Source organism: Microlunatus spumicola (genome assembly GCF_039536445.1).
GTDB classification, from domain to species: domain Bacteria; phylum Actinomycetota; class Actinomycetes; order Propionibacteriales; family Propionibacteriaceae; genus Microlunatus; species Microlunatus spumicola.
The window spans coordinates 16,075-29,977 of record NZ_BAAAYR010000005.1; the positions used below are offsets into that span (position 1 = coordinate 16,075).

Consider the following 13,903-nt stretch of genomic DNA (forward strand, 5'->3'; position numbering starts at 1 on the left):
GCAGCGGTGCCGGATCGTCCCCGTCGCGGTCGTGCGGGAGTGCTCAGTCCTCGGGGTCGTCCACCAGCCAGGTGTCGCCACCGTTGACGAGGTCCTGGAGGGCCGCGTCGTCGTTCGCGCGGCCATCGGTCGCCAGGGCGACCTGCTCGCGGGCGAGGTCGTCGTACGCGGGGGCCTCGACGGAGCGGAAGATCCCGATCGGCGCGCGGTGCAGGACGCCGGAGTCGGTCAGCCGCGAGAGGCCGAAGGCGTACGACGGGTCGGAGATGTGCGCGTCGTGCACGACGAGCGCGTCCACGCCCACCGCGTCCACCTCGACGACCGAGAACTCGCCCGTCCGCGGGTCGCGCACGACGCCGAGACGCTGGCCCTCGCCGAAGCGGATCGGCTCGCCGTGGGTCAGCGGGATGATCGCGTCGGCCGAGGTCTCGCGGTCCTTGACGGCCTCGAAGGCGTTGTCGTTGAAGATCGGGCAGTTCTGGTAGATCTCCACGAACGACGTCCCGCGGTGCGCGGCGGCGGCCGTGAGCACCGAGGTGAGGTGCTTGCGGTCGGAGTCGATCGTGCGCGCGACGAACGTGGCCTCCGCGCCGATGGCGAGCGACACCGGGTTGAAGGGGTTGTCCAGCGAGCCGAACGGCGTGGTCTTGGTGACCTTGCCGAGCTCGGAGGTGGGGGAGTACTGCCCCTTGGTGAGGCCGTAGATCCGGTTGTTGAACAGCAGGATCGTCACGTTGACGTTGCGGCGCAGGATGTGGATCAGGTGGTTGCCACCGATCGACAGCGCGTCGCCGTCACCCGTGATCACGAACACGGCGGCGTCCGGCCGCGCGGTCGCGACGCCGGTGGCGATGGCCGTGGCGCGCCCGTGGATCGAGTGCATGCCGAAGGAGTCGACGTAGTACGGGAACCGGCTCGAGCAGCCGATGCCCGACACGATGACCGTGTTCTCCTTCTTGATGCCGAGGTCCGGCATGAAGCCCTGGAACGCGGCGAGCACGGCGTAGTCGCCGCAGCCGGGGCACCAGCGGACCTCCTGGTCGGAGGTGAAGTCCTTGCGGGTCAGCGGCTCCAGCGACAGCGGGACGCCGGCGAGACCCCCGCTGGTGATGGTCGGTCGGTCGATCGTGGTCACGCGAACGCTCCTTCGAAGGGTGCGGGCTCGGGCAGGGCGTCGATCTCGAGCTCGAGGTCGCGAGCGAGCTCGCTGAGCGAGATCGGGAGGCCGCGCACGCGGGAGTAGCTGTGCACGTCGACCAGGTACTTCCCGCGCAGCAGGAGCGCGAGCTGGCCGAGGTTCATCTCGGGGACGACCACGCGGTCGTAGCTGCGCAGCACCTCCCCGAGGTTGGCGGGGAACGGGTTCAGGTGGCGGAGGTGGGCCTGCGCGACCTGGCGGCCCGAGTTCCGGACGCGGCGGACGGCCGCGGCGATGGGCCCGTACGTCGAGCCCCAGCCGAGCACGAGCGTGCGCGCACGGCTGCCGTCCGGCCCGGTCGGGTCGTCGACCACGACGTCGGGGATGTCGCGGACGATGCCGTCGATCTTGGCCTGGCGGGTCCGGACCATCTCGTCGTGGTTGGCCGGGTCGTACGAGACGGCGCCGGTGTCGCGCGCCTTCTCGATGCCGCCGATCCGGTGCTGCAGGCCCTCGGTGCCGGGGATCGCCCACGGACGCGCGAGGGTCTCCTCGTCGCGCAGGTAGGGCAGGAACAGCGGTTTGCCGGCGGCGTCGGTCGCGTTCGCCTCCGTCGCGAACTGCGGGTCGATCGGCGGGATGGCAGCGACGTCGGGCACCTGCCACGGCTCGGCGCCGTTGGCGATGTAGCCGTCGGACAGCACGATCACCGGCGTGCGGTACTTGATCGCGATCCGCACGGCCTCGATCGCCGTGTCGAAGCAGTCGGCCGGCGTCGAGGCGGCGATGACGGGCACCGGCGACTCGCCGTTGCGCCCGAACATCACCTGCAGCAGGTCGGCCTGCTCGGTCTTGGTCGGCATGCCCGTGCTGGGACCGGCGCGCTGGACGTCGATGATCACGAGCGGCAGCTCGGTCATCACGCCGAGCCCGATCGTCTCGGCCTTGAGCGCCATGCCCGGGCCGGACGTCGTGGTGACGCCGATGTGGCCGGCGAAGCTCGCGCCGAGCGCGGCGCCGACACCGGCGATCTCGTCCTCGGCCTGGAACGTCGTGATGCCGAACCGCTTGTGCTTGCTCAGCTCGTGGAGGATGTCCGACGCCGGCGTGATCGGGTAGCTGCCGAGGAACATCGGCAGCCCCGACTTGCGGGCGGCCGCGACGAGCCCGAGCGACAGGGCCAGGTTGCCCGAGATCTGCCGGTAGCGGCCCGACGGCATCGGGGCGGGGGCGACCTCGTACGAGACCGCGAACACCTCGGTGGTCTCGCCGAACGCGTAGCCGGTCTTGAAAGCGGTGACGTTCGCGTCGCGGATCGCCGGCTTGCTCGCGAACTTCGTCGTGAGGAAGGCCAGCGTGCCCTCGGTCGGGCGGTGGTAGAGCCAGGACAGCAGGCCCAGCGCGAACATGTTCTTGGCCCGGGAGGCGTCCTTGCGGGACAGCCCGAACTCCTTGACGGCGGCGACGGTCATGCCGGTCAGGTCGAGGGCGTGCAGCTGGTAGTCGGCCAGCGAGCCGTCCTCGAGCGGGTTGGCCGCGTAGCCGACCTTGGCCAGGTTGCGGGTGGTGAAGTCGGCGGTGTCGGCGATCACCAGGCCGCCGCGGGGCACGTCGGCGATGTTGGCCTTGAGCGCGGCCGGGTTCATCGCGACCAGCACGTCGGGCCGGTCGCCCGGCGTCATGATGTCGTAGTTGGCGAAGTGGAGCTGGAAGCTCGACACCCCGGGCAGCGTGCCCGCAGGGGCCCGGATCTCGGCGGGGAAGTTCGGCAGGGTCGAGATGTCGTTGCCGAAGACCGCGGAGTCGGCGGTGAACCGGTCGCCGGTGAGCTGCATGCCGTCGCCGGAGTCACCCGCGAAGCGGATGACCACGCGGTCGAGCGTGCGGACCTCAGTCATGCGGTGCAGCCTTCTTCCTTCTAGCGTTCGGGACGCCCGTGCTTCGGGGCCCGCGCGGTCCTTGGATGTCGAGGTGGGCGCCGCGTGTGCCGCGGCGTCGTCCAGGCCGCCGGTCGGGCGCGGGCTCCTGGCGAAGGACCGTCGTCCATGATAAGGGCGCCCTTACCGAGAACCAGGCCCGTTCACGCGCTGAGAGCGGGTGGAGGGCAACGTCACACGCGCGCCGCGCTGCCGGGCCCTCCGCTCGCGCCGAACCACGACCACCCAACCCCCCGCAAGCGGTACGCCTTCCCGGTCGCAGGCCCCCGTGCACCGGGAAGCGGTACCGCTCGCGGGCGTCGCAGGAGGAGATGGAGCCGAGGGCGTTCCTGTGGCGGGTGATGCCATAGCGCTCCTATGGGGCCTCGCGTCAAAAAGCAACGGGACGCGACCTCTAGGCAAGGCCGCCTGAACGTCCTTAGAGTCGAGCTGCCGCCTCTTCAGGATCCCCTCCGCCCCGACGGGACCGACGAGAGCGAGCTCCCCCCGAAGGTGCACCGATGCCGAACCCTCGCCCCCTCCGCGCCCGGACCACACCGTCCCGGCTGATCGCGACGGTCGCCGCCCTCGCCACCGGTCTGGGGGGTCTGGTCGCGCTCGCTCCCGGCGCCGAAGCCGCGCCGCAGGCCGTCCCGTCGGCCTCGCCGACGCCCGCGCCGAGCGCGTCGCCGACCCCGGCCGAGTCTCCGACGCCGTCCCCGACGCCGTCCGCAGCCCCGACGCCCCGGCCGTCGGCCTCGCCCTCGGCGGCGACGTCGGGCTCGCCGACGCCCGAGGCCGACCCTCGGGCCGCCGCGGAGGTCGCTGCTGCCGCCGCCGCACCGGTGCTGTCCGTCCAGCTGGGCGTGGCCCCCGCGACGATCACACGGACGGGTCGGACGCTCACGTACACCGTCACCGTCAGGAACACCGGGAACGGGGCGCTGCGCGACCTGGCCGTCAGCGCCGTCGCGCCGGGCCTCCCGACGCTGGTCTGCGCCCCCGTCGCCCTGGGCGCCACGCTCTACACGTCGACCACCACGACCTGCACCGCCACGCGGACCTCGACGGCGGACGACCTGCGGAGCGCAGGTCAGGACGTCAGCGCGAGCGCGGCCGGGTTCGCCACGGACGGGACGGCGGTCACCGCCAGCGCCTCGGCCCGGACCGCGGTCGCGACCCTCGCGCCCAGGGCCTCGGACGACACCGTCACGGTGCTCTCGAACACCGGTCCGGTGGTCCTGCCGGGCAGCACGAACGACAGCCCCGGCGAGACGGGCGGGCCGGCCGTCGACGGCTCGCGCACCGACCTGCCCCCGGCGTCCGGGACCGGGCCCGCGACCCGGTCCAGGGCCACCGGGCACGGGACCTTCCTGGTCCTCGGGGACGGGTCGCTCCGGTACGCGATCACGCCTCCCGGCTACGACCCGTACACCTCGGGCTGGACCGACACCGTGACCTACCGGACGTACGACCTCGCCGGGAAGAGCTCGACCGCCGTCGCCACGGTGGTCGTGCGCCGACCGCCGGTCGCCGCCCAGGACCCGGTCGCGATCGGCGGCGACCAGCGCGGGACGGTCGACCCCCTGGCCAACGACCGGGCCGGCCAGCGGCTGGACGGCACCGACGCCAGCCTCGACGCCAGCTCGCTCCGCTTCACGGCGAACCCGTCCGGACGGGGGACGACCTCGGCCGACGGCCTCACCCGGACGGTCCCGAACGCCGGCGTCTTCACGCTGGCGGACGGCCTGGTGACCTTCACGCAGACCTTCGAGAACGTCGACCCCGTCAGCGCGCAGTACGCCGTGACCGACACGAGCGGGGTCACCGTCACGGGCAGCGTCGTGGCCGCGGCGTTCGGCGGTGCGCCGGGACCCACCGTCACCCACGACGTGGCCACGACGACCTTCGCCACCCCGGTGCAGCTGCCCGGCGTCCTCGACGACAGCCCGGCGGCGCCCGGCAGCACCGTCTCCTTCGGCGGCTTCATCGGCTCCGACCACGGGACGAACCTCGGGAACACCGTCACCACCCCCCGGGGGACCTGGTCGCTCGTGCCCGACGGGCACGTCCTCTTCACGCCGGCCTGGGGCTTCACGGGTGCGTTCGTGCAGTACTACCTGGCGCGGGACAGCGGGGGCGGCGAGACCGTGTCGGCCCTGACCGCCAAGGTCCAGCCCGGCCCGGTGGCGCGGCCGGACACCCTGGCCACCCGGGTCGGGGCCGACGGCAGCACCGACCCGGCGGCCAACGACACGCCGGGGCTGCGGGTCGACGGGACACCCGGCACGTTCGACCCGCGCTGGGCGGTGTTCCCCGCGAACGGCCAGCCGGTCGGGGCCGTCGTCTCGGGCAACGGCAAGACGCTGACCCTGCCCGGGCGGGGGACGCTGTGGTTCACGAACGGGACCGTCGTGTTCCGTCCGCAGGCCGGCTTCCGCGGGTTCGCCGGAACGGTCGCGTACCAGGTCGAGGACACGTCGCGTCCCGGGGCGCAGCGGGGCATCGCGGTCGTGGGTCGGCTGAGCGTGCTCGTCACCTCCGACGCGCTGACCGCGACCGACGACAGCGCGACGACGGTGCTCAACCAGCCCGTCGTGCTGGCCGCCGCGACGAACGACGACCCGGGATCGACGACCACCGCGCTGCGCCCGACCTTCCCGGCCGAGGGCCAGCCGAACGGCAGCACGCGGTCCACCGACGGGCTCACCCTGACGGTGCCCGGCCAGGGCGTCTGGACGGCGACGTCCACGGCGGCCGCCGTCACCTTCACGCCGGCCGTCAAGTACGCGGGGACGACGGCCCCCGTGACCTACGAGATCAGCGGCGCGGGCGGGGCGACCGCCAGGGCGTCGCTGCAGGTCGGCGTCGCGGCCGGACCCGTCGCGGTGCCGGACGTGGCGACCCGGCTCGAGGGTGACCCCGCGGCCGACGGCTCCATCTCGGTGGACCTGGTGCTCAACGACAACCCCGGGCGGTCGGCGGACGGCCGGCTCGGGACGATCGTCGCGGGCTCGGTGCTGTTCCCGACGACCGGGCAGCCGACGGGGGCGACGATCGGGGACGGTGGCCGCGACCTGCACGTCCCGGCGTCCGGGTCACGGCCGGGCTTCGACGTCGGCAGCGGCACGAACAGCGGCCTGGTCGTCGTCAGGCTCGACAAGAGCTTCCACGGGACCCTCCCGACGATCGCCTACTCGGTCCTCAGCGACGTGGTCGACGCCACCGGCGTCTCCCGCCGGCTCTACACGCGGTCGACGCTGCAGCTCACGATCGTCGGCGGCGACATCGTCACCACCGACGACCACGTCACCGTGCGCTCGGGCCGGACCGCTTCGGTCCCCGGAGCCTCCAACGACAACCCCGCGCCGGGCTTCTTCCCCTTCTCCTTCGACGAGATGAGCTTCTCCGCGACCGGGCAGCCGCCGGGGAGCCAGGTCGTCGACGAGGAGCACGGCCACGACCACGAGTACTCGCTGGTCGTGCCCGACGAGGGGGTCTGGCGGATCAACGGGGGCGGGTACCTGTCGTTCAAGCCCGACGCCGGGTTCGTCGGGACCACGTCGCCCGTGCGCTACACGATCTTCGACTTCGCGTTCCTCCACTTCGGCGAGGGCGCCGAGACCGTGACCGTGCTGCCGCCGGCGGTGCCGAAGGCCGACACCGCCTACACGCCGCAGGGCGTGCCGGTCGTCGTGCGCACCCTGGCCAACGACACCCCGGAGCTCGACCCGGCCGGTCGGCCGTACGACGTCACGGGCACGGTCGCCTTCGACCCGGCCCGCCGACCGAGCGGCTCCACCCTCACCGCCGGCAGCGGGAACACCCAGCTGGTGGTGCCCGGGCAGGGCACCTACACGGTCGACCAGGGGACCGGGGACGTCCGGTTCGTGCCCGACCCGACCTTCCGCGGCAGCGCGACCGCCTTCTACCTCACGGTCCCGGGCGGGGCGTCGAGGTTCCAGGTGATCCTCGCCGACGTGGACCCGAGGTTGAACGCCGACTCCGCCACGACGACGCCGGGGACGAGCAAGCGGGTCCGGGTGCTGCAGAACGACCAGCCGGGTGTGCCGGAGCGACCGCTGGTGCCCGGCAGCGTCCGGATGGCGCCCGGCCCGCTGACGACGCCGCCGAGCACGACGACGGCCGACGGCCAGATCGCGATCCTCCCCGGTCGTGGGCTGTACGCGGTGGCGGGGGACGGCAACATCACCTTCTACCCGCTCGCCGGCGTGACGGGCCCGGCCTTCACCAGCTACACCGTGCTCGACGCCAACGGGACCAAGGAGTTCGCGGGCCTGTCCGTCCGCGTCTCCTGACCCGTCCGCAGCAGGATCCGCACCACCACCCCCAGGAGACACGACATGGTCCCGCTCGCCAGTGCCACGGCCCTCCGCCGGAAGGCCCGTCAGCTCCTGGTCGTGGCGGTCGCCCTCGCCCTGGGGGCGGGGGTCCAGCTCGCCCACCCGTCGACCGCCTCCGCGGCCACGGGGCCGACCGTCGTCGACGGCGGCGGCACCGTCTCGGTGAGCACCTTCGAGGTGCTGCTCCCCGGCGCGCGCGACGACAAGGCCGGTTCGTCCGCGATCAGCTACGGGCTGACGGCGTTCACCGCCACCCAGCCGGCCCCTCTGCCGACGGGCAGCTCGGTCGCCGACAAGGTCGTCTACGACGCGGGCTTCGGCACCTGGAAGATCGGCGGTGACGGACGGATGACGTTCGACACCGCCGGCGTCACGGGGACCCGGTCGGTCCGCTACCGCATCACCGACGCGAGCGGGTTGACGGCCGAGGGGCTGCAGACCGTGGTGGTCACGGCCGGCGCCGGGAACGACAGCTTCGAGACGACGCAGGGCACGCCCGTCACCCTGGACCTGCTCGCGAACGACAGGCCGGGACGCAACGCCGACGGCTCGCTCGGCACCTTCGACCGCTCGTCGCTGCGGTGGCGGCCAACGCAGGGCGCCCCGGTGACGGTGTCGGCGGACGGCCTCGTCGTCACGTTCCCCAAGTTCGGCGTGTTCACGATCGACGCGACGACCCGGCTCGCGACCTTCGCCCCCGACCTCGCGTACGTGACGATCAACGACAGCTACGCGCTCTACTACACGGTGCAGGACACGACCCGGGCCGCGGACGGCAGCGTCCGCCACCAGCCGGTCCAGGGCTTCGTGCGGTGGACCGTCACCGCCGACCGGCTCTCGATCGAGGAGACGGTGAGCCCGGACCTCTTCTTCCACGTCGGCGACACGCTCACCTGGACCACGACCATCACGAACGCCGGGGCGACGCCGCTCGCCGGGCTCAGGCTCACCCACTCGCTCGGCGCCCGCATCCTGACCGAGACCTGCACCCCGGTGGCGCCGGGCGGAAGCCTCCCGGCCCGCACGTCGACGACCTGCACGGCGACCTCGAGGGTCCGGCAGCAGGACTTCGACGCCGACGAGGCCGGCGTGGGCGACCTCGTGGTCGCGACCGCCACCACGACGCAGGGCGGCCAGACCCTCCCGCTCCGGGCCCAGAACGGCACCTCCGCCGGGACGCGGATCACGCAGGGGATGACGGTGACGGGGACGGCCAGCCCCACGACGGTCACCTCGGTCGGCCAGCGGGTCGACTACACCTTCGTCGTGCGGAACAAGGGCAACCGGAGCCTCGTCGACCTGGTCGTCGGCGCCAGCTCCCCGGGCGTCTCGGCCCTCGTCTGCTCCCCGTCCGCGCTGGGCGGCTCGCTCGGTGACAACCGGACGACGACGTGCACGGCGACCCGGACCGTCACCGCCCAGGACCTGAGGGCCACGTCGCTGAGCGCGACGGCGAAGGCGACGGCCGTGCCCGTGACGGGCTTCCCGTACCACGCGGTGGCCGCCAACGCCGCGGCCACGGTCAGCGTCAGGGTCCAGGCCGTCCCGCCCGTCGTCCCACCGTCCTCGACCGGCAGCGGCCCCGTCGCCGCGCCCGACGCCGCCGGCGCCACCGTCGGCCACCCGGTGGTCGTGGACGTCCTGGTCAACGACCGGCCCGGCGCCGCGACCCGTCCGCTCGACGGGTCGAGCGTGCGGCTCCGGACGACGCCGGACCTCCCGTCGGGGTCCGTGCTCTACGGCGACGCCAAGACGCTCAAGGTCGCGGGCCGGGGCGTGTTCCTCGTCTCCGGCACCGGGCAGATCACCTTCGTGCCGCTCGGCAGGGCGACGGGCCCGGTGCCGACCATCGGCTACCAGGTCGCCGACGTCAACGGCCTCACGGCACGGTCGACCCTCTCCGTGACGGTCGGCTGACGTGGAGGACACGACGTCGCGCCGGGCGATGCGCCGGCTGCTCGGCCGGCCGGCCGACCTCACCCTGGCGACGCTGGTCGTGCTGGCCACTGCCGTGGGTCTGCAGGTCGGTCAGGCGCCCACGGCGTCGGCCGCGCCGGCCGCCGCGGGTGACGGTCTGTCCCTGTCGGCCTCGGCCGGCCCGACGACGGTGTCGCGGGTCGGCCAGGCGGTCGCGTACGCGGTGGTGGTCACGAACCGCGGCACGTCCAGCCTCACGAACCTGCTGGTCTCCGACCCGACGTCGGGCCTGTCGGCGCTCGTCTGCTCGCCGGTCGCGCAGGGCGGGACCCTCGCGGGGGGTGCCTCCACGACCTGCCGGGCGACGCGGACGACGACGGCGGCCGACCTGGCCGGCGCCTCGCTGACCGACACGGTCAGGGCGAGCGCGAAGGCGGCCGGGGGTGCCGTCAACGCGGCGACCTCGGTGAGCGTGGCGACCGGTGCTCTCCCGCCGAAGGCGACCGACGACACGGTGGGCGCCGTTGACGGCGGACCGGACGTGCTCCTGGCCGGGGCCTCGAACGACCAGCCCGGTGAGGCGGGCGGTCCGGCGGTCGACCCCTCGCGCACCGTCTTCACCGGTGTGCCGGTCAACGCCGGCGACGACGGCCGGCAGGCCGCCGACGACGGGGGCACCTGGTCGACCCTGCCCGACGGACGCGTCCGGATGACCCCCGGCTACAAGCGCGGCGGCCGGGACTCCACGATCGCCTACACCGTCTACGACGTCGCCGGGCACAGCAGCGTCGGGCACCTGCGGGTCCACGTGCGGCCGGGCCCCGCCCCGGTCGACAACCGGGCGACCACCCCCCAGGGCAAGCCCGTGACCGTCGCCGTGCTGGGCAACGACGACCCGGGCCAGAACGTCGACGGGACGCGCAGCGCGTACGACCCGACCTCGCTCCGGATGTCCGGCTCGGGGCTCCCCGACTACCCGACGACCCTCGACCCGGAGGGGAGGAGCCTGGACCTCGCGGGTGCCGGTCGCTTCGCCGTGGTGGACGGTGCCGTGGTCTTCACCCCGGTGACCGGGTTCGTGGGGACGGCGACGGCGTTCTACGGCGCCCGCACCACCTCCGGGATCCGCGTCGACGCCAAGGTCGTCGTGGACGTGCAGGCCGTCGCCGGGGGGCCCGCTCCCGTCCGGCCCACGCAGCCCGTCGCGACCGACGACCACGTCGTCACCACGACGCAGCTCGCCACGGCCCTGCCCGCGCAGCGCAACGACGTCCCGGGCCCGGACCCCTTCGTCAACTCCAAGCTCACGTTCCCGGGTGACCAGCTGGCCTCGCTCCCCACGGGCAGCACGATCGTCTACTCCGACGGCGTCAGGCTGACGGTGCCCGGGCAGGGCACCTACCTGGCGCGGTTCGGCACCCAGGACGTCCTCTTCACCCCCGCGAAGGGGTTCATCGGTGACGCGGCACCGGTCGACTACCGCGTCACCGACACGGCCGGGCGCACGGCGAGGGCCACGCTCTCGGTCACGGTCCTCCCGGGCATCACGGCCCGGTGGGACTACGCGAAGACCCGGCAGGGCCACCGCGTCCTGACCGACGTCAGGGCCAACGACGACCAGGGGGTCAGCCCGACCACCTGGACCGCCCTGCCCGTCTCGACCCCGCGCCTGACCGCCCGCGGCAACCCGGGCGCGGTCCTGTCCGGGACGTACCAGCAGAAGCTCGTGGTCCCGGGCCAGGGCGTCTTCATGGTCAGCCCCGGGAACGGCGTGGTCACCTTCGACCCCGAGCCCCGGTTCGTCGGGACGTCGGTGGTCACCCTCGGCGTCCAGTACCAGGTGCAGCGACCCGTCGTCGGCACGGAGACCCTGGCCTTCGAGACGAAGCTGTCCGTCACGGTGCTGGCCAGCACGCCGGTCGCCCGCACGGACAGCGCCTCGACCGCCTCCGGCCGGCCGGTCGTGGTGCCGGTCCTGACGAACGACAGCCCCGGCTCCCCGGTGGTGCCGCTCGTCGGCTCGAGCGTCCGGCTCCGGCTGACCGCGGGGCTGCCGACCGGGTCGACGCTCGCCGGCGACGCGAAGACCCTCGTCGTCGCCGGACGGGGGACGTTCCTCGTGGCCGGGACCGGGGACGTCACCTTCGTGCCGCTGGGCGCCTCCACCGGGAAGGTGCCGACTGTCGGCTACCAGGTGGCCGACGCCAACGGCACGACCGCACGCTCGAGCATCACCGTGACGGTCGGCTGACCGTCCCCGTCCGTGGCGGGCGAGGGTCGTCGGAGCGGTCCCGCCCGCGTACGGTGACCCCGTGCGCTGGGTGGACTGGTACGGCGACGGGACGCTGCACGTCCTGGACGTGGCCCTGGCCTGCTGCTCGCTGGAGTTCGACGCGGCGGTGCCGGCGCCGGGCGCGGCGACCGCCTCCCCGGTCGAGCCGCCCGTCGACGGCCGGACCGCGGTCGTGGTCTCCGGGACCGTCACCGACCGGCTCGCGCCCGCCGTCGCGTCCGTGGTCGACGCCGTCCGCGACCGGCAGTCCGTACCCCCGGTCGTCGTCGCGTTCGGGGTCTGCGCCTGCTCCGGCGGGCCCTACTGGGACTCGTACGCCGTGACGAAGGGGGTCGACGCCCTCGTCCCCGTCGACGTCTACGTGCCCGGCTGCCCGCCAACGCCCGCCGCCCTGCGCGAGGTGCTCGACGGGCTCGTCGTGCGGGCCGCGTCGTGAGGGAGGTCCCGCCGGCCCAGTGGCACGACGCCGTGGCCGCGGCGCAGGCGGACGGGCACGACTGGTTCGACTGGCTGGGCTGCGTGGACGAGATCGGGGTCGCCGACGAGCTGCGGGTCGTGCTCTCGCTGCGCCGCCTCGACGACCCCGGGGCGACCGAGCTGCTGCTGGCCTGCCGGGTCCCGCGGGACCGGCCGGAGCTGGCGAGCGTGCGCGACCTGTACGCCGGCGCGGCCTGGCACGAGCGGGAGGCGGCCGAGGAGCTCGGGGTCGTGTTCCTCGGCGGCGACCAGCGCCGGCTGCTGCTCGACGTGGGGGCCGCGGCCACGCCGCTGCGCAAGGACCAGGTCCTCGGCGCGCGCACCGCGGAGCCGTGGCCGGGGGCGAAGGAGCCGGGGGAGGGCGACGCCGGCGTCGGTACGACGGGCGCGGCCTCGCCGAGCCGACGACGGATGGTCCCGCCGGGGGTGCCCGCGCCCGAGGTCTGGGGCGACCGCGACCCGGCGGAGCCGCCCGCGACCGCGGCCGAGGTCGCCGCGGCCGTCACCGGCGGGCGCGTCCGCAGGAGAGGGCGGTGAGCGCCGTGGACGGGTCCGGCCACGGCCGGATCCGCCTGATCGAGCCGGCCTGCACCTCGTGCATGCTCTGCGTCCGCGAGTGCCCGGTCTGGTGCATCAGCCTCGACTCCCACACCGAGCCCGACCCGGACGTCGCGCCCGGCGCACGCGTCCGGCTGGTCAACGTGCTCGACCGGTTCGTCATCGACTGGAACCTCTGCATGTACTGCGGCATCTGCGTCGAGGAGTGCCCGTTCGACGCGCTCGAGTGGGACACCGCCCACCCCGCGGCGGGGACGCGCTCCGACGACCTCCGGCACGGCGTCGCCGACCTGGCCTAGCGGCCCGGGACGCCGTCGTCGGGAGGCCGTCGACGGGTCAGCGGGGCGAGAGGCCCGTGACGAGACCGACGTAGAGGACCACGGCGGCGAAGGGCACCAGCGCCGCCAGCAGCACGTGCGACCCGGCCCGGTCCGTCCGCCGCAGCAGGCTCGCGCTGCCCATGGCGCTCGCGACCGCGAGCAGGCCGCCGAACGCGCCGCCGAGGCCGACGCCGACGACGAGGAGCACCAGGTAGCCCACCCGCACCCAGGCCGGAAGCGGGCGGCCCAGCAGGACGTCCGTGTCACCGACCCGCAGCCGCGGGCCGAACTGGCGCCAGTCGAAGGACGCCTCGACCCGGCGGACGCGGCCGCTGCGGTCCCGGAGCTCGTAACGGCCCTGGGCGTCCTTCGGCAGCTCCTGCCCGCGCACGCTCACGTGGGGTCGACGGGCCCAGAGGCGCGTCACGGCCAGCTCGACACCGTCCACCTGCGCGGTCATGGGCACGGGGGAAGGCTAGGTCATACCCGAGCCTCGACGGTTTGAGGCGTCAGCGCACGAGGTGGGCGTACGGGTCGGGCCGGTCAAGCTCACTACGCAGCACGCAGAGCTCGTTGCCCTCGGGGTCGGCGAGCGTCACCCAGCCGCCGCCGTCGGGCCGCCGGTGGTCGGCGAGCTGCGTCGCGCCCAGGCCCAGGAGCCGCTCGACCTCGGCCTCGCGCGAGGTGTCGGTCGGGACGAGGTCGAGGTGCAGCCGGTTCTTCACGGTCTTGTCCTCGGGTACCTCGATGAACAGCAGCCGCTGGCGTCCGTCCGGCGCGAAGATCATGCACTCCTCGTGGCCGGGCAGGTTGGGGTCCTCGGGGTCCTCCGACCAGCCCAGGGCCGCGGACCACCAGTGCGACTGGGCGTAGGCGTCGTGGCTGTCGACGGTCAGGTGGCTGATGCGGAGGGCCATGGC

10 protein-coding genes are annotated in these 13,903 nt (G+C 74.0%); 6 read left to right on the forward strand and 4 right to left on the reverse strand.

What is annotated here, in order from left to right:
- Positions 1 to 43: 43 nt before the first annotated feature.
- Both ABD665_RS17880 and ABD665_RS17885 read right to left on the reverse strand, forming a co-directional pair.
- The gene (locus ABD665_RS17880; RefSeq protein ID WP_204911018.1) at positions 44 to 1,135 is read right to left on the reverse strand and encodes a thiamine pyrophosphate-dependent enzyme; all 1,092 of its coding nucleotides are present in this window, start codon (positions 1,133 to 1,135) and stop codon (positions 44 to 46) included.
- Complete coding sequence (locus ABD665_RS17885) at positions 1,132 to 3,036, reverse strand: 2-oxoacid:acceptor oxidoreductase subunit alpha (RefSeq protein ID WP_204911019.1); 1,905 nt, start codon at positions 3,034 to 3,036, stop codon at positions 1,132 to 1,134. Before ABD665_RS17885 ends, ABD665_RS17880 begins: the two co-directional genes overlap by 4 nt.
- Positions 3,037 to 3,575: 539 nt before the next feature.
- On the opposite strand from ABD665_RS17885, the gene ABD665_RS17890 reads away from it, so the two are divergent.
- The 6 genes from ABD665_RS17890 to ABD665_RS17915 all read left to right on the forward strand — a co-directional run bounded on the left by ABD665_RS17890 (position 3,576) and on the right by ABD665_RS17915 (position 12,962).
- Positions 3,576 to 7,373, forward strand: coding sequence for a DUF7507 domain-containing protein (locus ABD665_RS17890; protein ID WP_204911020.1), 3,798 nt, complete (start codon positions 3,576 to 3,578; stop codon positions 7,371 to 7,373).
- A 45-nt stretch (positions 7,374 to 7,418) separates the two neighbouring features.
- Positions 7,419 to 9,335: a DUF7507 domain-containing protein gene (locus tag ABD665_RS17895; RefSeq protein WP_204911021.1), complete on the forward strand. Its 1,917-nt coding sequence runs from the start codon at positions 7,419 to 7,421 to the stop codon at positions 9,333 to 9,335.
- Between the two features lies 1 nt (position 9,336).
- Positions 9,337 to 11,586, forward strand: a complete 2,250-nt coding sequence (locus ABD665_RS17900; RefSeq protein ID WP_204911022.1) for a DUF7507 domain-containing protein — start codon at positions 9,337 to 9,339, stop codon at positions 11,584 to 11,586.
- A gap of 61 nt (positions 11,587 to 11,647) precedes the next feature.
- On the forward strand, positions 11,648 to 12,064 hold the full coding sequence (locus ABD665_RS17905; RefSeq protein ID WP_204911023.1) for an NADH-quinone oxidoreductase subunit B family protein: 417 nt from the start codon (positions 11,648 to 11,650) through the stop codon (positions 12,062 to 12,064).
- The gene (locus tag ABD665_RS17910; RefSeq protein WP_204911024.1) at positions 12,061 to 12,642 is read left to right on the forward strand and encodes an NADH-quinone oxidoreductase subunit C; all 582 of its coding nucleotides are present in this window, start codon (positions 12,061 to 12,063) and stop codon (positions 12,640 to 12,642) included. The genes ABD665_RS17905 and ABD665_RS17910 overlap by 4 nt, the downstream gene beginning before the upstream one ends.
- Entirely contained in the window at positions 12,639 to 12,962 is a 324-nt protein-coding gene (locus tag ABD665_RS17915; RefSeq protein ID WP_425562185.1) for an NADH-quinone oxidoreductase subunit I, read from the forward strand. Before ABD665_RS17910 ends, ABD665_RS17915 begins: the two co-directional genes overlap by 4 nt.
- A gap of 37 nt (positions 12,963 to 12,999) precedes the next feature.
- Here the strand turns inward: ABD665_RS17915 and ABD665_RS17920 are convergent, their stop codons facing one another.
- Together ABD665_RS17920 and ABD665_RS17925 are read right to left on the reverse strand one after the other, a co-directional pair.
- Positions 13,000 to 13,449 (reverse strand): hypothetical protein, encoded by a 450-nt coding sequence (locus tag ABD665_RS17920; protein WP_204911025.1) that lies wholly within the window; start codon positions 13,447 to 13,449, stop codon positions 13,000 to 13,002.
- 43 nt (positions 13,450 to 13,492) lie between these two features.
- Positions 13,493 to 13,900, reverse strand: a complete 408-nt coding sequence (locus ABD665_RS17925; RefSeq protein WP_204911026.1) for a VOC family protein — start codon at positions 13,898 to 13,900, stop codon at positions 13,493 to 13,495.
- Between the last annotated feature and the right edge of the window lie 3 nt (positions 13,901 to 13,903).

Coding starts and splice junctions, on each gene's coding strand:
- ABD665_RS17885 (WP_204911019.1), bottom strand. CDS start 3,036: ATGACTGAGGTCCGCACGCTCGACCGCGTGGTCATCCGCTTCGCGGGT.
- ABD665_RS17895 (WP_204911021.1), top strand. CDS start 7,419: ATGGTCCCGCTCGCCAGTGCCACGGCCCTCCGCCGGAAGGCCCGTCAG.
- ABD665_RS17890 (WP_204911020.1), top strand. CDS start 3,576: ATGCCGAACCCTCGCCCCCTCCGCGCCCGGACCACACCGTCCCGGCTG.
- ABD665_RS17925 (WP_204911026.1), bottom strand. CDS start 13,900: ATGGCCCTCCGCATCAGCCACCTGACCGTCGACAGCCACGACGCCTAC.